Genomic DNA, 22,085 nt, shown 5'->3' on the forward strand with positions numbered 1-22,085 from the left:
TGAAACTCAGATTCAAATCACTCAATTAACCAGTATGAAACAGCTCGCCCTCTCTACCTTCGTACTCTTCTGCCTTCTGCCCCCTCGGGCGGCAGAAGCCTGCATGGGTTGTGTCAACGGTGTTACGGAAGTGCAGCTGCCTTTTTTGAACGACCTGCTCCTCCTCTTTGCCGGCTGGCTGGTTCTCACCCTGATCTTCAGTCGGCCACTGACCAGAGGCACCCGGCGGTTTTTCTACTTTGGCATCCCCTTCTTCATTCTGGGAGTGCTGATGATCGTCCCCCTGGCACTGGGACTGCCGATCCTTTTATGCTGGTTTGTGTATGTCCTGTTTCAGATCCTGCAATTCTTTTCGACCAGGCAGGAACGCATTCTGAAGAATCTGCTCCCGCTCGGTATCAACGTTATTGCGATCTTACTGGCTGTCACCCTGATCTTCGTCAACTCTGTCCGGGCCAGTTCGACACCGGGAATCATCAAAACCCTGGGCGGTATTTCTCCCTTTTACCCGCAGGTCGTTCACAGGCAGATGGAACGGCTGATTGAACGCGGACCGGATGTTGTCCCTCCTTTGGCGACGGCCCTGGTACAGGGTTTAGACCGGGATTACATCAGTTCGTTTCGAATTGCGCAAATCGCGTATTGCCTCAGTCAGATTGACGACCCGCAGGCAGAAGCCACTCTACAGGACATCATCGAATACCGCATGACGTTCCAGGATAACTCCCATGCAAAATGGGAAGCCGCTGTCTGCTGCCTGTATGCCGAATGTGCCGGAAAACGGGCCGTCCCGGTGCTGAGAGGGTTGCTGGTCCAGGGGGAAGCCAGTCAGAACCGATACCAGAAATTCATCGCACTGATCGCCCTGGCCCGCACAGGGGATCCACATGCCGTGAGTACCGTTCTGGACCACATCGACTTTTTACAGGAGGGGCTGAATCAAAATTACGAAACCTGGGATAATAAAATGACCCACGTTACCCTGCAGGCGCTCGCCGAAGGACAGCATCCCGCCGATCTCATCGCCAGCCCGGTTTACGATTCACTGCGGCTCGGTCTGCAACCTGACAGCACGAATCAAAGCGGCATCGAGTGGAACGAGTACTGGAATCAAAAAATCGATCCGACAACATTGAAGCAACACTGGGCTACCCTGCTCAAAGAAAAATCCTAATCTTCCACGCCTGCCCAGTGCGGATCGTCGAGCCCCAGGTTCATTTTGAATTCCTTATACGCCACGAACAGCACGGGCACCACAAACAGCGTAATCAGTTCGACGGTCATCCCCCCCACCACGGGCCAGGCCATCGCCTTGGCAACATCGGAGCCGCGACCGGTCGATAAAATCACAGGCATCAACGCAATGATCGTGGTAAAGGTCGTCATCAGACAGGGGCGAATTCGCTTCAGCCCCGCCTGCACGGCAGCATCGCGAATGTCATCGCTGGTTTTCAAACGTTTGCGGGTGAAGACCTGATCGAGATAGGTCGCCATCACGACGCCATCATCCACCGCGATTCCGAACAGGGCAATAAAGCCAACCCAGACCGCGGTGTTGATCTCAATCTGGTTCCAGCCCAGGAAGATCATCCCTCCGGCAAAGGCAACCGGAATACCGGAAAAGACCGTCAGTGCGATCGGCAGATTCCGGAACTGCAGATAGATAATGAACAGGTTCGTGAAGATCACCAGGGGCACGACCCACATCAGCCGCTGGTTGGCTTCAATCTGGTTCTGGAAGGAACCGACGGCCTGCAGCGCGTAACCGGCGGGCAGATCCAGGGAACCTTCTTCCTGGGCATTGCGCAGACTGCTTTCCACCGCATCCACGGTTTCCAGTGCCCCTTCCTGCCCCGAAGGAGAAAAAGAGACGTAAGCCACCAGACGGGCGTCTTCACTGTTAATCACGCCGGGTCCCCAGGTTGTTTTCATCTCCGCCAAAAGCGAAAGCGGGATAATCTCTCCCGAATGAGTCACCACCGGCAGCCGGTTCAGATCATCGATCTGTTCACGCAGATTGCGTTCGTAGCGGACCCGGATCGGATAGCGTTCGCGACCTTCTACGGTCCGCGTCACATTCGATCCTCCCAGTGCGGTTTCAATCACCTCATTCACCATCGCAGTCGACATACCGTAGCGGGCCGCGGTCTCCCGGCTCACATCAAATTCGACGTACGGTTTCCCAAGCACAATATCCGGATTGACCGTCGAAGCACTGACCTGGGGAATCTCCTTCAAATGGTCGGCAACTGCGATCGAAGCTTTCGCCAGACCGTCCAGGCTGTCGCCGTAGATACGGATCGCCATCGAAGCCTTGATCCCGCTCTGCAGCATGACCACACGCCCTTCAATCGGCTGCAGGGGAGAAGCCGGCGTCACACCTGGCAGCGTCGCCACCGCATTGATCTCATCCCAAATGTCTTTTGTAGTCACACCGGGCCGCCACTGGTCGACAGGTTTGAGCATTACATAGGTTTCAATCATCGCCGCGGGTGCCGGATCGAGGGCTGATTCAATCCGACCGATCTTACCCAGGACATTTTCAACTTCCGGAATCTCGCGAATCAGAGCATCCTGGGTCTGCAACACTTCCATTGCCTGTGAAAAACTGGCCGCCGGATAAAGTGTCGGCATATAGAACCAGCTCCCCTCATCCAGGGCAATCCAGTCGTTTGTCGCCAGTCCGGGAAACAGATGCTTCACTTCGACCCAACCGGGGACTTCGTTCGCATCGACGCCCAGGAACCGAGCCCCTTTCTCGAGAGGCCGCATCACCGTCGGCATGCCAATCCAGCTCCCCAGACCGAGTAGCACAACCAGCGTAGGACAGGAAAAGAACAGATATTTGTGCCGCATGAAAAAACGGAGCGTCGGTTCATACAGATAGTGGATCAGCCGCGCCACCGGATTTTCCTCAACGGGACGCAGTCGCTCACCCAGCAACCAGAAACAGGCCATGCCCGCCAGTCCGACAATAATCAGCGTCAGCACCGACAGACTGACAGGCAGCCACCGCTGGAGATCAGCACCGAAGGACCAGGTAACAATCCCACAGACCAGCGCAAACAGCAAGGATATCATCAGACGACGCCGAAACGGCCGGGGATTCGAATTCAGAAACAGTCGGCTCAACAGTGGTACAAGCGTGATTGCCACGATCAGTGCCGCGGTAATCGCGAATGTTTTCGTCCAGGCCAGAGGCGCAAACAGTTTGTAGTCACGCCCCGTTAGCATAAAGACCGGGAAGAAACTGACGACGGTAGTCATGACCGCGGTCACCACCGCGGGTGCCACCTCTGTCGCGGCGGTATGTATCACTTTCAGACGCTGCTCCCTGCCTCCCGGTCGGCCTTCCGCTTCCCAGTGGGCCAGCGCATCATAGATCGATTCCGACACCACAATGCCCATATCCACCATGGTTCCGATGGCGATCGCAATCCCGGCCAGCGACATGATATTCGCATCGATGCCGAACACATTCATTGCGATGAACGCCATCAGCACGGCGATTGGCAGTGTAATCGCCACTACCAGACTGGCTCTCAGGTGCAGCAGAAACAGCAGAATCACCATCGCAGTAATGATAACTTCCTGCGTCAGCGCATCGGTCAGCGTGGCAATCGTTTCGTTAATCAATCCGGTTCGATCGTAAACCAGCTTGAATTTGACTCCTTTCAGACCGGGTTCGATCTGCGCCATTTTGGCTTTGACGCTGTCGATCACCTTGCGGGGATTCTCGCCGAACCGCATCACGATCACACCGCCTACCGCCTCGACTCCGTTCAGATCAATGGCACCGCGGCGGAATTCCGGTCCCAGCTGTACGCTGCCCAGATCACGAATCCGGATCGGTACACCATCTCTGGACTGGATCACGGTCTCTTCGATGTCACCAATGGCTTTCTCGGTGCTCTGTCCCTCGCCGATGAAGCCACGACCGCGGATGATGAATTCCATCCCCCCCGATTCGACCGTCTTCGCTCCGACATCGATATTCGATTTGCGAACCGCAGCGATGACCTGATCCAGCGGTATATTATGAAACCGCAGCTTATCGGGATCGACTTCGATCTGATACTGGCGGACATAACCGCCCACACTGGCGACCTCACTGACGCCGGGCACCGCCTGCAGTTCGTATTTCACCACGAAATCCTGCAGACTCCGCAGCTCGGAAAGATTCATTCCCGGCGGTGGATCGAGCGTATAATACAGCACCTGTCCCAGTCCGGTCGCATCCGGTCCCAGGGTGGGCACCACCCCGTCCGGTAGCAGGGCGGCGGCCGTCCCCAACTGTTCGGCTACTCGAGAGCGAGCCCAGTAGAAATCGGTACTGTCTTTGAAAGTCACCTGCACGAAGCTGTAGCCGAACAGACTCTTCCCCCGCACCGACTCGGCATCGGGAACGGCCAGCATCGAAACCGACAGCGGATAGGTCACCTGGTCTTCGATATCTTTGGGAGACTGTCCCGGCCAGGCGGTAAACACAATCACCTGGTTCTCGCCAATGTTGGGAATCGCATCGATGGGAACTTCCCGCACACTGTACCAGCCGAACCCGACCAGGATGGCAGTCACACAGAACATGATCAGCGGTTCGCGAATGCTGAAACGAATCAGGGCACGCAACATGGTTTATTTCTCCCCCTGCCCTGAAGTCGGTTTGCTGTTCGGTTTCACTTTTTCAGCGGGCGGCTCTTTGTCTTTCCCGACCGCTTTCTCAACCGGGGCAAACGTTTCCACCAGCTCGCCACAACTCAGCATCTGGCTGCCGAAATAGGGATTTACCAGTTTCAGATCCGGCTGCAGCCAGTCACCCCCACCCTGGGGAACCATCGGACAGTAAAAGTGCTGAAACGACTGTTTCGCTTCTCCGCCCCGAACCTGCGTCGCCAGTGTAACCACAGCATGGCTGATCGGCTTGAATTTCTGACGGGCCTCCTTGATCGAAAGATGATGCAGATGAGCGGCATTGTCGGCGATCTGCTGCAGTTCCTGCTTGACCGTGGGACTGAGTCCTGAATCCTGTGCCAGTTGACTGGCCAGTTTCTGCAGTGTCGTCGCCTGTGACTCACTGATTTTTTTGTCAGCCGCGAACTGTTTCTGAATCGCGAAATAGGCAGCATACAGTTTTTCCAGCAGTTGAGCATTCTCTCCGGACAGCTTTTCAATCCGGATCGAGTCGAACTTCAGCGGCCCCTTTTTCGGTTCTGTTTTTTTCGCGGGTTTAAATTTGTGCGGGTCGATCAGGCTCGGTTTCCCCGAGAGCTGCATCTGAGAGTCAATCAGGAAGTTCCCCGAGGTCGCCACCTTTTCTCCCGCCTTGACCCCTTCCAGAATGACGGCGGTCTCTCCGAGCAGGGGGCCGAGTTTGACGTTCCGCAGTTCAAATCGCCCCGGCTCAGTTTCGACATAGACAACACTTTGATCCCCGGCCATCAGCACCGCGGAGCGGGGCACGGTGAGCGCCTTCCGCTGTGCAATGGGATGGTCGCTGAAGCCATATCGGGAAGTCGGTACCAGATTCATGCCACAGATCGGGCACTTACCCGGTTGATCCCGGATCACCTGGGGATGCATGGGGCTGATCCATTTACCCGCGAGTTCGGCATCGTAGACCGTCCCCTGGGGACCGATGGGAACGGTAATCTGGGCTTTGGCATAGTCGCCGGGGCGAAGCTGACCCTGTTCGTTTTTAAATTCGACCCGCACTCCCACCGTTCTCCGTTGGGGATTCACAGTCGGATCGATAAACACGACGCGCCCTTTCAGCGTTTTTCCGGGCAGCGACTGCAGTTCCGCATCGACCTGCTGGCCAAAGCGAATCCGGGCGGCATCTTCGGGATAGAGTTCGAGCATGAGCCAGACTGTTGTCAGATTGGCAATCCGATAGATGGGCTCACCCGCTTTGATGTATTTCCCTTCCTCGGCCAGTTTTTCCGTAACAGTTCCGCCCATCGGGGCAAAAATCGTTAACCGGGACTGCGCTTTGCCCGTGGAGATCAGCTCCTCGATCTGTTCGTCTGACATTCCCAGTTCGACCAGTTTCTGCCGCGAGTTCTCTACCAGCTTCTCCTGTGTCTCACGAACCACCGCCAGCGCGCCGGACGTCATCTTCTTCAATGCATTGCGGGCTTCCAGCAGTTCCACCTGCGCGGAATACAGTTCGGGACTGTAGACAATCGCCAGATGATCCCCCTTCTCCACTTCGATGCCGGTATAATCCGCAAACAGCTTCTCAATCCGTCCGTCGATGTAGGCCGCGATCGTCGCCTGCCGGCTTTCATCGATTTCAATCGAACCGATGGTTTCGATTGTGGAATGGACAGGCTGCAGTTTCGCCTCGGCTGTCTGAATATTAGCCAGTCGTCGCTGGGCCGGTTCGATGGTGATCGACATCTCATTCAGGCTCGCTCCCGTTTTCGCAGCCGGGACCAGCTTCATTCCACAAATGGGACAACGCCCCGGTTTAGGCTGGCGGATCTGCGGATGCATGGGGCAGGTGTAGATCGTCTCCTTTCCCCCTTCCGTGGAAGTCGCGACAGGAGACGTTCCCGACTGAATCCAGCCGATCCGCTGTGCCACGCCCACCAGCACAATCAACAGCAGACCAACTGCCAGAAACAGCGCCGTGGGCAGCAGCTTCCGCAACCACCACCGCGCTGATTTCCCCTCTGGATGCGGTGGTGTCTGTTCGGAGTTCTTCAAAGGTTCATTCGTAGAAGATGAGGTCATCTTTCTCTTCCCGGTTTCGTATCAAAGAGCGACCAGCCGGTTTTCTACAACCAGCGTTGGACCGTGCCGGAATAAACCGGCCAGCCACTCTGTTTTTATAGGGATCTGTCTGGACAAGATGCACAAAATCAAAAGCGGATCGACTCTGTAAACACATCACAGAGAACAGCAGGAACGGGGCGCAAGAAGACGCTGTTCAGGGAAAGCGGTGCGCCGGAAGCAATCAGGTCAGCGAGACGCAGAACAGTAATTGCGCAAAGTGAGAAGGGCAGCCGTGCTTCTGCGTTGCTTCCCGCACAGGGCGTACCACAGGAGCGGTGGAACAGGTCCACATCATAGGGGGCACGGTCAGTGCACTGAAAACGGAAACAGGAATCTGCAGGGGACTTGTCTGCTCGGGCAGCGCTGGTTCAGAGCTGTTTCGGACACACTGGCAGCGTGTCTGCATCTGAGCACAACTGCTCTCACAGGATTCCTTATCTGCAGAATCACTTGCAGATTGCGCCTGCTGCCGGCAGCAGGACTTCTGACCCGGATGAGACATCTGGTCAACGGAGGCTGCCTCATTTTTAATACGGCTCTGGTCACAACAGCAGCCGAAAAGCATGGTCGGACCCAGCGCCTGCACGCACAGCGTCGCAGTGGTGATCCAGATCAGCATGACTCGACAAACCAGAAACATCGAAGGGCTCCAAAAACAGGACTTCAGACTCTCTTATCAATATAGAGCTTCGACCTGTTGAAGTCCACCCGTATTTTTCTACTCAGGTTCCGAGAGTTTCTGGGGTTCCGGCAGCGCAGGTGGGGCAGCAGCCTGCAGAGGCACATCCTGTCCCGCAACGCGGCTGAGCTGTGTCAGTGCGATCGCCAGTTCGCCAATCGCCTGATGGTAGCCCAGTTCGAGGGTCAGCAGATTCCGATAATCACGGATCACACGGTCAAATTCGACCGCGCCCCGGGAGTAAGACTCCTGGTCCGCCCGCAGTGTCTGCTGTGCCTGTGGCAGGATCGTATCACGATACAGTTTCGCAGTCTCTTCCGCCCGCCGGGCCTCGGCCAGCAGTTCTGTAATCAAGGCATCGTAGCGGTCCAGCAGATCACTTTCCGAATTGGTGGACGCCAGGTGTTTCCAGGTCGCCTCGTCTTCCAGTGCATCATATTTCTCTTTCCAGAGTGGAATGCTGACCTGCGCACCCAGTGACCAGGGATCCTGCCCCACTTTATAGAGAGAGGAAGGAGGCCGGTTATTATCCGTGACGAAATAGTTCGCCGAAAGCGTCAGTTCCGGACGACGGCTCAAATGGGCGACCTCAATGCCCCACCGCGTGGCTTGCGTGCGAAGTTGAGCCGCCTGAATTTCCGGCTGCGATTCCCGGGCCTGCTGATAAATCTGCTGCGCAGACAACGCTGGCAGGTCGATCTTCAACTCTTTCGGTGTCAAAATTGACGTGTCCGCATCCCGGGCAACCAGTCGATTGACTTCGGCCTGAACCGCAACCCGCAGCTTGCGATAGGTCAACAGGCGTTCTTCCAGCTTGCTGAGTTCCAGTGTTCCCAGCAGCACATCCCCCTGTGTGGCACTTCCGGTTGAAATCTGGGCGTTGGCCACGTCGATCAATGATTGCAGTAGTTCCTGGTTTGCCAGTGCGGTTTCAATCTGCTGATCGATGACATACAGCCGATACCAGCCAGTCCGGACTGCCGCGATCACCCGCAACCGTTCCGATAGATAGTCGGCCCGGACCGCAAAGGCTTCAAAGCAGGCCTGCTGTTCCTGGGCATTCAGCTTACCCAGCCAGGGAATCGCCTGGCTCGCACTGAGAGCCGCCCGCTGCGAACCGGAGGCGGTCTGAATGGGAGCACCGAAGACATTCGCTCCCAGTCTCGGATCGGGCAACTTATTGACATAGCGGGACCGCGAAGAAGCAGCGTTGTACTGCTGGTAGAGTTTCACCAGCTGCGGGTTCTGTTCCACCGCCAGCAGCTCCAGTTCGCTCAACGGCTGAGAAAGCGCCGGATGTGTCACAACCACGTCGGAATGCGTTCCGTCGGTCAGTTCCTCGGGAGCAGAGTCCGTGCCGCCGGTCTGCAGGATCTCGACTTCAGCTTCTGTTTCCTCACTCACAGTGGTCCGCGCAGCAGGCACCGACTCGAGCTCAGAAGCAGAGGTCGATGACGTCTGCACATTCGCTGAGTGCGAGGCACAGCCGGTAATGAGTGCCGCTGAGAGTGCCAGTCCCAGTCCGCGCACTTTGACAGAGCGATGCTCCTTCATCCTGAAACCTTATTGCTGTCCCTGACCCAGGCTCCCTCCTGGAGCAGCACATGATCAGGGGAATGACATAAAAATGGCACGGTCCAGAACAAACATCGGCCAGAGCCCCGCTGCGGCTGTGTGCATGCTGACGAATTTAAGGATTTGGGAGATGATCAGTGACAGGTGGTAGCGATTATAAGGGACGTCCCTGTCGGGAAAACCTGTGCAGCAGCGTTGATCCCGGCGCACAAAAAAAGCCCTAAGTCTATAACAGACAAGGGCTTTCAAGTGGACGATACTGGATTCGAACCAGTGACCTCCACGATGTCAACGTGGCACTCTAACCAACTGAGCTAATCGTCCTGAGGTTTCAAAAGATTACGTATCAAGGTCGATATCGTCAAGTTCCAGAACACTTTCTGTGAAAAAAACTGCTGATTGGAAGAGTCTCCCGACCTGTCTGACCGATCATATCAATTTCACAGGATTACCGCGTTTTGACTGCAAAACAGCGAACATTGACGCGGGCTGTCCCTGTCGAATATAAAGACCGTACCTCTTTCGAACTGCCTGAGCGGTGAGCCCTTTGTAACGGCGACTGTGGCGGTTCCGACTTTAGCAAAAGCTCAACATTCGAATGATTCAAATCAAGTTACCCGATGGAAGCGTAAAGGAATTCCCAGAAAACAGTTCAGCACTCGATGTCGCCCAGTCAATTGGGGAGCGGCTGGCCAATGCGGTCGTCGCCGCAGAAGTAGACGGAACCATTTGTGATGCGTTCCGCCCTCTGAAGGACATCTCTGACTCTCAAGAAATCTCACTCCGCCTGCTCACCGAGCGGGATCCCGAAGCACTCGGCGTGATGCGACACTCCTGTGCCCATATTATGGCGCGGGCGGTGATGCGGCTCTGGCCCGATATCCAGCTGGCCTTCGGCCCTACTCTACCGCACGGCTTCTACTACGATTTTGGCCTGGAACACACCATCAGCGAAGATGACTTCCCCAAAATCGAAGAAGAGATGAAGAAGATCATCAAGGAAGAAGAACCCTTCGAACGCTTTTCGCTCGACCGCGAAGAAGCGATCTCCTTCGTCAATGAGATGCACCAGGCCTCCAAAGCCGAGCACATCGCCACCGGTCTGGCCGACCATCCGCAGCTCAGCTTTTATCGCCAGGGCGAATTTGTCGACCTCTGTCGCGGTCCGCACATTCCCAATGCGGGGAAAGTCAAAGCCTTCAAGCTGCTCTCGATCGCCGGTTCCTACTGGAAAGGGGACGCCGGCAATAAACCGCTGCAGCGTCTGTACGGCACTGCCTGGTTCAGCAAGAAAGACATGAATAAGTACCTGGAACAGGTGGAAGAAGCCAAGCGCCGCGATCACCGTGTGCTGGGGAAAAAACTGGGGCTGTTCCAGATCAATCCCGAAGTCGGTCAGGGACTCTGCCTCTGGCTGCCCAAAGGGGCGACCATCCGTGCGGTCCTCGAAGACTTCATCAAGGTCGAACTGACCCGCCTGGGTTATGAGCCCGTCTATTCGCCGCACATCGGCCGCGTCGAGCTCTACGAAACCAGCGGTCACTTCCCCTACTACCGGGATTCCCAGTTCGCACCGCTGTTCGGCCACGACGCTGGCCAGCTGGTCGATTTCTGGGTCCGGAAGCTGGAAGAAGATGATCTCTCCGCTGAGCAGGAAGACACCCTGTTCCAGTCCTCGCGGGTCATGAACTGCGACTTTGAGTTTCCCCCCGGTGCCAGCCGCGAAGAGAAGCTCAAAATCCTTAAGGACTGGGAGCACAAGCACGAGCGGTTCCTGCTCAAGCCGATGAACTGCCCGCACCATGCGAAGATGTATCAGGCAATGCCCCGCAGCTATCGCGATCTGCCCGTTCGCCTGGCGGAATTCGGAACCGTGTACCGTCACGAGCAGACCGGGGAACTCAACGGGATGCTCCGCGTACGGGGTCTGACCCAGGACGATGCTCACATCTTCTGCACTCCCGAGCAGGTTGAAGACGAATTCCGGGCCACACTGGACCTGGTGAAATTCGTACTCGCCTCGGTCGGCCTGGACAACTTCCGTGTGCAACTTTCACTGCGGGATCCCAAGAGTGACAAGTACGTGGGCAGCGAAGAGAACTGGCAGCACGCCGAAAACAGTCTGCGGAAAGTACTCGCCGATTCCGGCATGTCCTACACCGAGTGCGAAGGGGAAGCCGCGTTCTACGGTCCCAAGGCGGACTTCATGGTCTCCGACTGTATCGGTCGTGAATGGCAGCTGGGAACCGTGCAGCTGGACTACAACCTGCCCGAACGGTTCAAGCTGGAATACACGGGCTCGGACAATCAGCCGCATCGTCCCGTGATGATTCACCGAGCCCCGTTCGGCTCGATGGAACGTTTCACCGGGATGCTGATCGAGCATTTCGCCGGAGCCTTCCCGCTCTGGCTGGCTCCGGAACAAATCCGGGTACTGCCTGTCAGCGACAAGACCCTGGACTACGCCAACGAAGTCGCCGCCCAGCTGCGACAGAACGGCTTCCGGATTTCGGTCGATACCCGCAGTTCCAAGGTCAACGCGAAGATTCGCGACGCCCAGCTGGAACTGATTCCGTACATGTTCATCGTTGGTCCCAAAGAGGCTGAACAGACGGCAGTCGCTGTCCGTGACCGCATCGATGGTGATCTGGGTCCGATGCCTTTAGCCGACGCGATCGCCAAGCTGAAGGAAGAAGTCGAAGAACGCCGCGTCCGGCAGGTGGCCGAGAGTACGTTCGAAGCCCTGGAAGGTCAGACCGAACAGGCCAACGAGTATTAAGCATCAAGCATGTTGTTTTAACGTGTGCCACGGCCGGCTTGTCCGGCCCTGATTATTGAGGTGCCAAAAAAAAGGGGTGACCCCGAATGCAATTCGGGGTTGCCGCAGGCAACAAGAGGTTTGAGCTGATACAGACGAATCAGAAAATCATTTCCAAATTGATTGGAATCCAGAGATGATTCTCAGGTTCAGAATGTCTCTCTGCGTTGTTTGATCACACGAAACTTCCTGCTCGCTACGCTCGGCCCGAATTACATTCGCCCCCCCCCGATTTTGGTGTGATGTCTAGGATGCGTTACCTGTATTTATCCACGAATATTAAGTAGAAATCGTAGGGGCTGCCCTGTGTGGCTGCCCGTTTTCTGAAACGTGAGCTGGATGAAATTCGTGCGATTGTTCTGTTTCCCTTCACCCCATATCAAATTTGCAACCAACCAGGCGGGCGGGCACATAGACCCGCCCCTACTTTTGGTCGCTCGATCACTTTGATATTTCAGCTGAAATCCGTTATAAAATGCGCTGAGCGGATTTGTGACTTTCTTTAAGAAACCGCCCCGCCCCTTCCGGTTCTGGTACTTTACCAGAACACTTTCTTTCCTGATTTTGTGAGTACACCACCATGAGCCAGGCCGTGGGACAGCAGATTGAAGCTGACTTTTTTGCGAAATTTCCAACCTCTGCGCAAGATTATCAGAAAGCATGTGAACTCTTCCCCAGCGGAGTCACTCATGACGGACGGTACATGAAACCGTTCCCGATCTACGTCGACCGCGCCCTGGGTGCTCATAAATATGACGTCGACGGGAATGACATCATCGACTACTGGAGTGGCCACGGTGCCTTGATCCTGGGACACAGTCACCCGGCGATGGTCGAGGCGGTCCAGGCACAGGTCGCGAAAGGGACCCATTTCGGTGCCTGCCACGAACTGGAACTCGAATGGGGCGAACTCGTCCGTCAGCTGGTCCCTTCCTGCGAAATGCTCCGCTTTACCAGCAGTGGAACCGAAGCGACCATGATGGCCCTGCGCGTCTCTCGGATCGCCACTGGTAAGACGAAGGTCGTCAAGTTCGCCGGCCACTTCCACGGCTGGCACGATCTGCTCACCCAGGCATCGGAACCACCTCACGATGACAAAAGCTACGCCATGCCCGGCGTCACGAATGGTGTCTCCGACGAACTGGTCATCATTCGTCCTAATGATCTCGCACTGGTCGAACGCACGATCGACGAACACGACCCGGCCTGTATTATCGTAGAAGCGACCGGCAGTCGCTGGGGCGTTGTTCCCCTGGAAGACGGATTCCTGCAGGGACTCCGCCAGCTGACCGCAGATAAAGGCGTACTGCTGATCCTGGACGAAGTCATCAGTGGTTTCCGTGTGGCCCCGGGAGGGATGCAGGAAGTCTGCGGCATTGTGCCCGACCTGACTTCGCTGGCGAAAATCGTCGCCGGTGGTCTGCCGGGAGGCTGTCTGGCGGGACGTGCTGACCTGATGCAGGCGATTGCCTTCGACAATCCCTTCGGCCAGAAGATGAAACACCCGGGTACCTATAACGCCAACCCGCTCTCGGCTGCTGCCGGGATTGCGGTCCTCAAGGAGGTTGCCACCGGGGAACCTTGCCGACAGGCGAACGAGAGTGCCGCGAAGCTGCGGAAGGGCATGAACGATGTGCTCACCCGCAAAAATGTGAACTGGGCGGTCTACGGACAGTTCTCGATCATCAAAGTCTTCCCCGGATACGACGGACCGCGACCGCAAGACGATTCGTTCGTCCCTTACAACAACGACTTTGACCGTCTCGATCGCAAGCACGACGCTCGTCTGGGGCATGCGTTCCGTTGTGCTCTGCTGCTGAACGGCGTCGACTGGTTTGGCTGGGGTGCGATGACCACGGCCGCCCATACGGATGAAGATATTGAGTTTACAGTCAATGCGTTTGAACGCGCCATTGACGCACTGCGCAACGACGGGTTGATCGACTGAGGCCCCGTCCGGCGCAACAGGGAGTCTGTGCAGCGTGGAAGAAATCTGGAAACCGACGGCAGAAGAGGTGGAACAGGCCATTCACAAACAGCTTCCCGATCTGATCGAAAAGGGTCTGAAAGCTTTGTTCGTCGGCACGAACCCGGGGCTGTATTCTGCTGCGGTCGGGCATCACTTCGCCCGGCCCGGCAACCGCTTCTGGCCCGCCATGCATCGGGGTAAGATCACCGAACGACTCTATTCCCCGTTCGAAGATTATAAGCTGCTCAAACGGGGCGGCGGCCTGACCAACATCGTCAGCAGAGCCTCCAAACGGGCCGATGAACTCTCGAAAGAGGAACTGGACGAGGGAGCCGAGATCCTCACAGAAAAGGTGATCAAATACCGTCCTCAGAAAGTCGTCTTCCTGGGGATCACATCCTATCGCAAAGCGTTCCATGAAAAAGACGCGCAACTCGGCCTACAGAAACACAAAATTGGAGAGGCCGAAGTCTGGGTGCTCCCCAACCCCAGCGGATTGAACGCCCATTACCAGACCCCCGCCCTGGGCAAGATCTTCGCCCGCATGTGGCGCTAATACTCAACCTATCTTACCTGTCTTACGATATCAAAAACCTTTTCGATCCCAAGTGGTTGTTCCCGCTGGTTTTGGCTGAATCCGGCCGATTTATATCGACGATGAATAACAATAATCCGGTCAGGGAAACTGCGCAGGAAATGCCAGTCGTCTCCCCGCACCGGTCCGGAATGGTTCCGCATCCCAACAGGTCTCACGCATGTATCGTCAATCGAAATTTCGCTGGCATCGAATCGTACTGCTGCTGCTCGCAGCTGCCGTACTGAGTCAGCAGGGTTGCGTGCACCGTAAACGTTACAGCCTGTCCAGCTTCTGGATCGATTACAACACGCTGCGAGCCCCGGCAATCTTCTTTCAGAAACGGGAACATTTCCCGTATAAAGCTACACAGGTTTCTCTGTTCCACTGGCAGTACGGCGTGACACCGGGTCGAAATGTGAAATATGTTCGCCCCGATCTGGTCCGGGAAAACATGCCAGGACCAGGATCTTATGACGGCATCACGCACGCCGGGATGGTTGTGGTACAGGAACCGGCGATCGAAGCGGCTCCCTCGGTCAGTGCCAACGGTCCCATGTCGGTGCCCCCCGCACCGCAGCCAGCTCCGAAAAAGAAACCCCCTGCACCGCCTCAGTTGAAGCTGCAGTCCAAGCATCCGCATAAACCGTCCCCATCGATCCCACCACCGCCGGCACCAGCGGCGACTGAGAAACCCTGATCACCGCTTCGGTGACTGCACGCGGGGCTCAAATGCGGTGATCCAGACAAACGGCTGTCCCCGTTCATCGATCACCAGTTTGCGGATCAGGCCCGTCCCGCCAATCGCATCACGGATCAGAATGCCCCAGGTGGTTCGCTTCTTCGATACGTTGACTTTGATCTCGTCGATGTCGATTTTCTTCTGCCGGACTTCATACTCATCCAGCAGCATCGGGATCCCCGAGGCTTTGGAAGCGGCCAGCAGCACATCGCGCAACGGGACGTTGGTCAGTTCGACCGGAATCAACTCAAAGTAGCGGGGGGCTGTTTTATTTCGGGAGAGCTTCAGCTCCCAGCCGATGGGCCAGGGCGTTTCCGTGGCTTCCCAGGGGGTGACCAGCAGTTCCAGGGCACCGGAGGGTGTTCGCGAGGGATAGAAGGCCAGGCCGTACTGTTTCAGGGCAATCGCGAGGGCCGTCCCTTTGGCCAGCTTGCCCACGTCGTAGTCGATGGTCTCATTCGCGGGGATCTGCGAAAACCGTTTCTGCGCATCGATATCGAAACGGACCGGCAGCGAGCCAGGGAATTCGAGTTTGCGAATCGCGGCATCGAGCGTCAGCCCCTGGATGTTAGCGGGAGACGCCTCAGAGAGGTCGGCGAAGATCTTCTTGAACTGTTCGTTGGAAAGCCCCCAGAGCGGCTTGCTTTCGGGAGATCCCTGGGCTCCGAATGTTTTGAGTTCGTTCAGCCACTCCTTGAGCCGCGCTACATCGCTGCGGGCAAATTTGCGACCGGGAAACTGAATCACTCCATTGCGGTCCAGTGTGCCGGTCAGACGTACTTCGCGTAATGTTCCCCGCACGTTTTCATCGATGGCCGATTTGTCATCCAGAACCGATCGACGGGTACGGATCGAGATCCCCAGATCGCGAAATGTCCGTCCCCACTCCTGGGCATACAGGGCCGAGCTGTCCCGGGTCAGTAGCAGAGTGACAGTCACCTCCGTTTTGAGGGGCGCCCCTTTGGGTTTCTCCTGCTTGGGAAAAGTGACCTGGGCCGGCAGCGTGGAGATGCCGGTCAACAGGAGAGTGAGCAGAACTAAAACGCTGGCAGATTTCTTCAGTTGAGAATTCATATCTTTTGAGCTGCAATAGAAAGGAACGCGTTCAAGGAGCTCACTGTCGGACAAGCCGACAGTGCCACACGAGCATGTGATATCTCTTTCTCTGGAGTATAGCAGATCATATGCTGCCTGATGAGACCAAAACAGTGGGCGGCTGTAATTCCCCACCTGTTCTGATATCCTCATATTGTTCAGACATGTCTGTCAATTCGAAGCAGAGAAACAATCATGGAATGGGTCACCCGAGCAGATTTTAGCGATCGGCTGGATCGAAACCTGATCTCACATGGGATCAGGCAGGATGTCATTCTGTTTTATCCCGTCGCCCAATTAAACGACAGCATTCCCCTCCCCCCGGATACAACGGGCACCCCCATCGCCTATCCGCATCCAAATCTCAACTGGTATTGTGTTTGTGATCAGCAGGGATTTGTGTTGACTGTGAGTTCCGGGATGCAGGACTCAGATCATGTCTATATTGAGACCGACTTTACTGAACCGGAAAGCAGTTCTGCAGACTGGAAAGTCATCTCTGTAATAGCCCCGCTGGTCCAGTTTCTGGATGCCCGTTTTGGTCTAATCGAAAGCCGATGTGCTTACCGGAAAACGGGTCAATACTACGCCATGACAACCGACCGGCATCACGGAACTTATTACATCTATGAAGCGGAAACAGAAGTGGAAGCATCGCAGGCCTGTGAAGCCTTGAGACAGGCACAACCCGGGGCAGAGTATTTCGTTTTATCCAAAGCCGATTTCCATACCATAGAATGAAGTCTTTTTCGTGTATTTCGTGACTTTCGTGGTTTATTAATTTGAAGTCATAAAAAAATCCCCCGGAGCAAAAGAGCTGCGGGGGGGAGGATGGGAGTCAGGTAAATGGAACACTGAACGCGCACAAAAGGGTAAGACATCAACGCTGGTTGATCAGTTGGCACGACAGAAACAAATTAACTGAAATCATTAATCAGTGATTCAAAGACTGTTTATCACATATCATAAGATAAAAAAGACGGGCTTCTGATTGTTGATGGCGTTCAACAGTAATTCTCTAAACGCTTCAAATAAATTCTGTAGCGAAACAGAACGAACGTTTTGAAATTCTTTATCAATCAGTTCAACGATCAAATGAAGTTTATCCGGATCGATGAGCTCTTCTTCGTAGTCATCAATCATGGAATCACAAAGTCCATTGATTTTCTGAAACACCCTTAAATCCCAAAGCGAATCAAAGTCAGTATCATTATTCAATGAAATAAATTCGACTAAAATGGGATGCGTAATATTCCAGGAACGCAACTGATTCTCGGCTTCTTGATTACGAGGTGAGAGTATACCTCTTCGATAACACGCAGAGAGTTGCATTTGAATGAATCCCAAAATTCTTATCTCAATTTATTAATCCACATCTGATGCTGATTCCCTCAAGCGTTACACACTGGTTACCAATAGTGCCTTTCTTCATTATATGTTCTCGCAGATCAGAAGCTCCTGACTCTCTCTTGTATATTTGAATTTCAATACAGGTTCCGCTTCAGCAGATCGAGGGGATAAATCGTATCGCGCCAGCGGACGCCGCCGTTTTTGAGAATGATCCAGGCGGAACGCCAGATGGCAAAGGCCAATGCCAGCGAGGCGAACAACAGGAATGGTGTCACGCGCAGTCCCGCAGCAAACAGAACGCCGATCGCGGCATAGCAGAGATGCAGAAGGACGATCGTAATCACGAAGCCGATCGTCTGGGAGAGCGGGAACAGAAACGGCATCACAAACGGGAGGAGGAAGACCAGAATGTAAAGTAACGTGACCAGCGACAGTTTGATTACGGAGTATTGGAACGAGGCAAAGGAATTCTTCTCCACCCCGGTAATCACGCCCCAGGCGGAGGGTTGCCAGCGAACCTTGAGTTCTTCAATGCCCAGGTAAAAGTCCTGTTGATAGCCATGATTTTTGACCAGTTTCCCGAGCTTGATATCGTCAAGTACATCCAGTTTGATGGTGGCGTGACCACCGATCTGCTCGTAGACGTCCCTGCGAATCAGGTTGAAAGCACCGATGCCGAGATAGGCAAAGTTCCAGCGGGTCGGTACCAGCCAGAGAAACGTTCCGCCGGTTAAAAGAAAACCGAAAAAGGTAATCAACGCCATCTCGATCAGACTGCCCTGCGCGAGTTGAGGCAGCAGGCAGAGATGATCCAGTTTTCGTTTGAGAAAAATCCGGGTGGCATCGGCGATGGCATGGGGGCTGAAGATGATATCCCCATCGGTAAACAGCAGCAGTTCTCCCGTGGCCTGTTGCGTTCCCTGGTACATGGCATGTGATTTCCCCAGCCAGTCAGCGGGCAGTTCCTCGATGTGCAGGACCTGCATCCTGACCTGTGTCTCTGCCGCAGCGCGGGCGGCGACGCGTTCCATAATGGCGCCGGTCCCATCCGTTGAACGGTCGTTGACCGCGATAATTTCCAGATCGGGATAATCCGAAGCCAACAGGGAATTCAGGTTGGATTCGAGCGTCTCCGCTTCATCCTTGGCGGGAACGATGACTGAGATCCGGGGCCACTCAGCAGGAATTTCTGTCAGCGGCACACAGCGGGAGACCCGTTTGCGGAGCATCATCATCAGTGACGGTCCGAGTAATACGAACCAGAACGCGATCGTAGTGTAGCCCCAGATTGTAATCAGCGTTGCAGACATCGAGAGCGGCTTTCCCTATTCAATCCGGGGTGCGAGCAGATCGACTACAGTCTGGCCAATGCGCAGTGAAGAGGTCGCAGCCGGCGAAGGTGCGTTCAAGACATTGATCATCCGGTCGGATTCGTCAAAGAGAAAGTCGTCAATCAGGCTCCCATCCGGGCCGAGTGCCATCGCCCGGACACCCGCGGGAGCCGCTTCCAGATGCTCGGACTTGATCTCGGGAATCAGTCGCTGCAGCGCTTCGACGAAGGCCGGCTTGCTGAACGAACGCCACATCTCCTTCAGACCGGTCTTCCAGTATTTGCAGGCCATCTTGAGAAAGCCGGGATAGGTCGCCGATTCCAGCAGGTCACGCAGATTGATGTCGGACTTCGTATATCCCTCTCGTGCGAAGGCCCAGACCGCATTCGGACCGCATTCCACGCCGCCATGAATCATCTTCGTGAAGTGCACGCCCAGAAACGGGAACTCCGGATTGGGCACCGGATAGATCAACGCTTTACAGAGGTGCTCTGCTTCGGGCTTGAGTTCAAAGTATTCGCCCCGGAAGGGAACAATTTTGGAATCCGGATGCGCGCCCCCCAGTCGGGCCACCCGGTCGCTGAACAGGCCGCCGCAATTGATGACCTGTTTCGCGGTGAACTCACCGGCTCTGGTCTGCAGCGTGATCCCGTCCGCATGATGTTTGATTCCAACGACCTCGGCTCCGGTTTCGACCTGCTGTCCTTTTTCCTGAATGCGTTCGGCGAGGCGGACCGACACCTGCCTGAAATCGACAATACCGGTCTCGGGCACATGAATCCCGCGAATGCCGGCTACATGCGGTTCGTATTCCTTGAGCTTCGCCTCGTCAATCATTTCGCAGACGACGCCGTTCTGTTGTCCGCGCTGGTAGATATTTTCCAGGGCACCGAATTCGCTTTCATCGACGGCGACGATGACTTTGCCGCACTCTTCCCAGGGAATCTCTTCGGCAGTGCAGAAGGCTTTCATCGCCTTGATGCCCTCGCGGCAGTTGATGGCCCGTAGCGAACCGGGTTTGTAATAGATCCCCGAATGCAGTACGCCGGAGTTATGGCCCGTCTGATGCAGGGCGACTTCGTTTTCTTTTTCGAGGATCAGCACAGAGGTCTGGGGAAACCGCTGGGTAATCTGCCAGCCAGTCGCCAGTCCGACAATTCCTCCGCCAATTATTGCGACATCTGCATTTTTCATGGATGACTTCTATACTCAAATGATCGCGGGCAGCATATACTCGTGAAGCAAAGCTTAAACGACTGAAGCTCTCTCACCTTCATGTTTATCATAACTTAGCAGGATCGGGGTTACAGGAAAACAATGGTTGAGCAAGTTCGCGATTATTTGGAGCAACATCAGGAACGGTTTGTTGGTGAGCTGGTTGAGTTTTTAAAAATTCCCAGTGTCAGTGCCGACTCGACTCTCAAAGCAGAAACCCGGCGGGGTGCGGAATTCGTCCAGCAGCAGATGGAAGCTGCGGGTCTGGAAAGCCGCCTGATTGAAACCGCGGGACACCCGATTGTCTACGGGGCCTGGCAGAAAGCGGCTGGCAAGCCAACCGTGCTGGTCTACGGCCATTACGATGTGCAGCCCCCCGACCCCCTCGATCAGTGGCAAACGCCCCCCTTCGAACCCGATATCCGCGACGGACATATTTATGCCCGCGGAGCGACCGACGATAAAGGCCAGATGTATACCCACATCAAATCGGTCGAAGCCTGGATGAAAACACGCGGCGAATTGCCTGTGAACGTGGTCTTCGTGATTGAAGGAGAAGAAGAGGTCGGCAGCGACAACCTGGATCGCTTCCTGGCTGAGAACAAGGACCTGGTCGCCTGCGATATCGCAGTCATCAGCGATACCAGCCAGTATGCCCCGGGCATTCCCGCGATTACCTACGGACTGCGGGGCATTCTGGCCTGCGAAGTGATTGTCAACGGTCCGCGACAGGATCTGCACAGTGGCGTCTTTGGTGGTGCGGTGACCAATCCCGCCAACGGACTGGCCCGGATGGTAGCGGCACTGCACGATGATCAGGGTCGCGTCCAGATTCCCGGCTTCTACGATAATGTGATCGAGCTGACGCAGGAAGAACGCGACCAGTTCGCCGCTCTTCCTTTCGATGAAGCCAAATTCATGTCGGACCTGGGAGTCAAAGCGGTCTCTGGTGAAGCGGATTTCACAACCCTGGAACGACGCTGGGCTCGCCCCACCTGTGATGTCAACGGTATGATCTCCGGTTATACGGGCGAAGGACCTAAAACGATTGTCCCGGCCCAGGCGCGCGTAAAGATCACCTGCCGACTGGTTCCCGATCAGAATCCCAAGGCACTGACCAAAGCACTCGAGCAGTTCCTGCTGGAACAACTGCCGGCGGGACTGACGATGCAGTTCATCGATTATCACGGCTGTAAAGGACTCGTATTTGATTTCAACAGCCCCTACATGGCGGCGGCCCGGACTGCGATCGAGCAGGCCTTTGGCACGGCCCCGGTGATGATCCGCGAAGGGGGCTCAATCCCGGTGGTCGAAACATTCCAGTCGCTGGTGGGCGTGGAAACACTGCTCTTAGGCTGGGGACAGAACACCGATAACCTGCATAGCCCCAATGAACGTTTCTCCCTGGAATCCTTCCGGCAGGGCACCCTGGCCAGCGCCCTGCTCTGGCAGGAACTGGCGAACATTCAGGTGTGAGTCGCGGATAACATCGGGTAGTCTTTATTCCAGGCAGGGATCCGCGTCTGCGAGCAGGGAAGTGAGGTAGTCGTTCGTCTCCCGTTCAGGTGAGATTGAAGCATGCCCAGTTTTGTTTGACACCACGGTCCTGCTCTTACACGCGCGTACTTTACGTCTCCTACAGTGAAAAAAATGCTGTCAGAAGGAAGCGACGAGGCGCTGTCTCTCAGATGCTATGCGTGAGCAGCGTCCAGAAGCGGTAAAAAGCGGTTCTAAACTGACGAAGTAGTGCATTTTCCTGTCAAAAACGGGTCAAAAGTGGCACTGATCAGCGGGAACCGGTTTTGATAGTTCAGTGTCCAGGTCGCTGAAACAAGGGACTTTTATAGTGTTGAATCATAACAGGTCAGCATCCATGCATGCTCCAGGAGCTACTGCTCGCGCGCGCGACGCATAAGTGGGATGATGGGGATGGGCACAGCAGGGTCAAGTCGAAAAAAAG

General features: G+C 55.4%; 15 protein-coding genes and 1 tRNA gene. 7 read left to right on the top strand and 9 right to left on the bottom strand.

The features are described 5' to 3' along the window. The first annotated feature begins 34 nt into the window (after positions 1-34). Positions 35-1,174, top strand: a complete 1,140-nt coding sequence (locus Enr10x_RS20510; RefSeq protein WP_145112184.1) for a HEAT repeat domain-containing protein — start codon at positions 35-37, stop codon at positions 1,172-1,174. Here the strand turns inward: Enr10x_RS20510 and Enr10x_RS20515 are convergent. The 5 genes from Enr10x_RS20515 to Enr10x_RS20535 all read right to left on the bottom strand — a co-directional run bounded on the left by Enr10x_RS20515 (position 1,171) and on the right by Enr10x_RS20535 (position 9,355). After that, on the bottom strand, positions 1,171-4,632 hold the full coding sequence (locus Enr10x_RS20515) for an efflux RND transporter permease subunit (RefSeq protein ID WP_145451207.1): 3,462 nt from the start codon (positions 4,630-4,632) through the stop codon (positions 1,171-1,173). The two genes, Enr10x_RS20510 and Enr10x_RS20515, sit on opposite strands and share 4 nt — an antisense overlap. Before the next feature lie 3 nt (positions 4,633-4,635). Further along, positions 4,636-6,735 (bottom strand): efflux RND transporter periplasmic adaptor subunit, encoded by a 2,100-nt coding sequence (locus Enr10x_RS20520; RefSeq protein WP_145451208.1) that lies wholly within the window; start codon positions 6,733-6,735, stop codon positions 4,636-4,638. 223 nt (positions 6,736-6,958) lie between these two features. Further along, positions 6,959-7,417, bottom strand: coding sequence for a hypothetical protein (locus tag Enr10x_RS20525; protein WP_145451209.1), 459 nt, complete (start codon positions 7,415-7,417; stop codon positions 6,959-6,961). A gap of 78 nt (positions 7,418-7,495) precedes the next feature. Continuing rightward, complete coding sequence (locus Enr10x_RS20530) at positions 7,496-9,010, bottom strand: TolC family protein (protein ID WP_145451210.1); 1,515 nt, start codon at positions 9,008-9,010, stop codon at positions 7,496-7,498. A 271-nt stretch (positions 9,011-9,281) separates the two neighbouring features. Further along, positions 9,282-9,355 (bottom strand) — tRNA-Val (locus Enr10x_RS20535). Positions 9,356-9,629: 274 nt separating this feature from the next. Here Enr10x_RS20535 and thrS point away from each other — a divergent pair. The 4 genes from thrS (at position 9,630) to Enr10x_RS20555 (ending at position 15,092) form a co-directional block, all read left to right on the top strand. Then, the gene (gene thrS, locus Enr10x_RS20540) at positions 9,630-11,810 is read left to right on the top strand and encodes a threonine--tRNA ligase (RefSeq protein ID WP_145451211.1); all 2,181 of its coding nucleotides are present in this window, start codon (positions 9,630-9,632) and stop codon (positions 11,808-11,810) included. A 742-nt stretch (positions 11,811-12,552) separates the two neighbouring features. Next, positions 12,553-13,797: an aspartate aminotransferase family protein gene (locus Enr10x_RS20545; protein ID WP_232093075.1), complete on the top strand. Its 1,245-nt coding sequence runs from the start codon at positions 12,553-12,555 to the stop codon at positions 13,795-13,797. Between the two features lie 34 nt (positions 13,798-13,831). After that, positions 13,832-14,374 carry a G/U mismatch-specific DNA glycosylase gene (gene mug / locus Enr10x_RS20550; RefSeq protein ID WP_145451213.1) on the top strand — a complete coding sequence of 181 codons (543 nt, stop codon included), beginning with the start codon at positions 13,832-13,834 and terminating at the stop codon, positions 14,372-14,374. A 199-nt stretch (positions 14,375-14,573) separates the two neighbouring features. After that, the gene (locus Enr10x_RS20555) at positions 14,574-15,092 is read left to right on the top strand and encodes a hypothetical protein (protein WP_145451214.1); all 519 of its coding nucleotides are present in this window, start codon (positions 14,574-14,576) and stop codon (positions 15,090-15,092) included. Here Enr10x_RS20555 and Enr10x_RS20560 read toward each other — a convergent pair whose 3' ends face one another. Further along, positions 15,093-16,208: a hypothetical protein gene (locus Enr10x_RS20560; protein ID WP_145451215.1), complete on the bottom strand. Its 1,116-nt coding sequence runs from the start codon at positions 16,206-16,208 to the stop codon at positions 15,093-15,095. A gap of 216 nt (positions 16,209-16,424) precedes the next feature. On the opposite strand from Enr10x_RS20560, the gene Enr10x_RS20565 reads away from it, so the two are divergent. Continuing rightward, on the top strand, positions 16,425-16,970 hold the full coding sequence (locus Enr10x_RS20565) for a hypothetical protein (RefSeq protein WP_145451216.1): 546 nt from the start codon (positions 16,425-16,427) through the stop codon (positions 16,968-16,970). 222 nt (positions 16,971-17,192) lie between these two features. On the opposite strand, the gene Enr10x_RS20570 is transcribed toward Enr10x_RS20565, so the two are convergent. The 3 genes from Enr10x_RS20570 to lhgO form a co-directional block, all read right to left on the bottom strand. Further along, positions 17,193-17,561 (bottom strand): hypothetical protein, encoded by a 369-nt coding sequence (locus Enr10x_RS20570; protein WP_145451217.1) that lies wholly within the window; start codon positions 17,559-17,561, stop codon positions 17,193-17,195. Between the two features lie 152 nt (positions 17,562-17,713). After that, positions 17,714-18,889, bottom strand: coding sequence for a glycosyltransferase (locus Enr10x_RS20575; protein ID WP_145451218.1), 1,176 nt, complete (start codon positions 18,887-18,889; stop codon positions 17,714-17,716). A 15-nt stretch (positions 18,890-18,904) separates the two neighbouring features. Next, positions 18,905-20,104, bottom strand: coding sequence for an L-2-hydroxyglutarate oxidase (gene lhgO, locus Enr10x_RS20580; protein WP_145451219.1), 1,200 nt, complete (start codon positions 20,102-20,104; stop codon positions 18,905-18,907). Between the two features lie 123 nt (positions 20,105-20,227). On the opposite strand from lhgO, the gene Enr10x_RS20585 reads away from it, so the two are divergent. Continuing rightward, positions 20,228-21,601, top strand: coding sequence for a dipeptidase (locus Enr10x_RS20585; protein WP_145451220.1), 1,374 nt, complete (start codon positions 20,228-20,230; stop codon positions 21,599-21,601). Positions 21,602-22,085: the final 484 nt, after the last annotated feature.

This window comes from Gimesia panareensis, from assembly GCF_007748155.1.
Taxonomy (GTDB): domain Bacteria; phylum Planctomycetota; class Planctomycetia; order Planctomycetales; family Planctomycetaceae; genus Gimesia; species Gimesia panareensis.

Coding starts and splice junctions, on each gene's coding strand:
- Enr10x_RS20510 (WP_145112184.1), top strand. CDS start 35: ATGAAACAGCTCGCCCTCTCTACCTTCGTACTCTTCTGCCTTCTGCCC.
- Enr10x_RS20515 (WP_145451207.1), bottom strand. CDS start 4,632: ATGTTGCGTGCCCTGATTCGTTTCAGCATTCGCGAACCGCTGATCATG.
- Enr10x_RS20520 (WP_145451208.1), bottom strand. CDS start 6,735: ATGACCTCATCTTCTACGAATGAACCTTTGAAGAACTCCGAACAGACA.
- Enr10x_RS20525 (WP_145451209.1), bottom strand. CDS start 7,417: ATGTTTCTGGTTTGTCGAGTCATGCTGATCTGGATCACCACTGCGACG.
- Enr10x_RS20530 (WP_145451210.1), bottom strand. CDS start 9,010: ATGAAGGAGCATCGCTCTGTCAAAGTGCGCGGACTGGGACTGGCACTC.
- thrS (WP_145451211.1), top strand. CDS start 9,630: ATGATTCAAATCAAGTTACCCGATGGAAGCGTAAAGGAATTCCCAGAA.
- Enr10x_RS20545 (WP_232093075.1), top strand. CDS start 12,553: ATGAAACCGTTCCCGATCTACGTCGACCGCGCCCTGGGTGCTCATAAA.
- Enr10x_RS20555 (WP_145451214.1), top strand. CDS start 14,574: ATGTATCGTCAATCGAAATTTCGCTGGCATCGAATCGTACTGCTGCTG.
- Enr10x_RS20560 (WP_145451215.1), bottom strand. CDS start 16,208: ATGAATTCTCAACTGAAGAAATCTGCCAGCGTTTTAGTTCTGCTCACT.
- Enr10x_RS20565 (WP_145451216.1), top strand. CDS start 16,425: ATGGAATGGGTCACCCGAGCAGATTTTAGCGATCGGCTGGATCGAAAC.
- Enr10x_RS20570 (WP_145451217.1), bottom strand. CDS start 17,561: ATGCAACTCTCTGCGTGTTATCGAAGAGGTATACTCTCACCTCGTAAT.
- Enr10x_RS20575 (WP_145451218.1), bottom strand. CDS start 18,889: ATGTCTGCAACGCTGATTACAATCTGGGGCTACACTACGATCGCGTTC.
- lhgO (WP_145451219.1), bottom strand. CDS start 20,104: ATGAAAAATGCAGATGTCGCAATAATTGGCGGAGGAATTGTCGGACTG.
- Enr10x_RS20585 (WP_145451220.1), top strand. CDS start 20,228: ATGGTTGAGCAAGTTCGCGATTATTTGGAGCAACATCAGGAACGGTTT.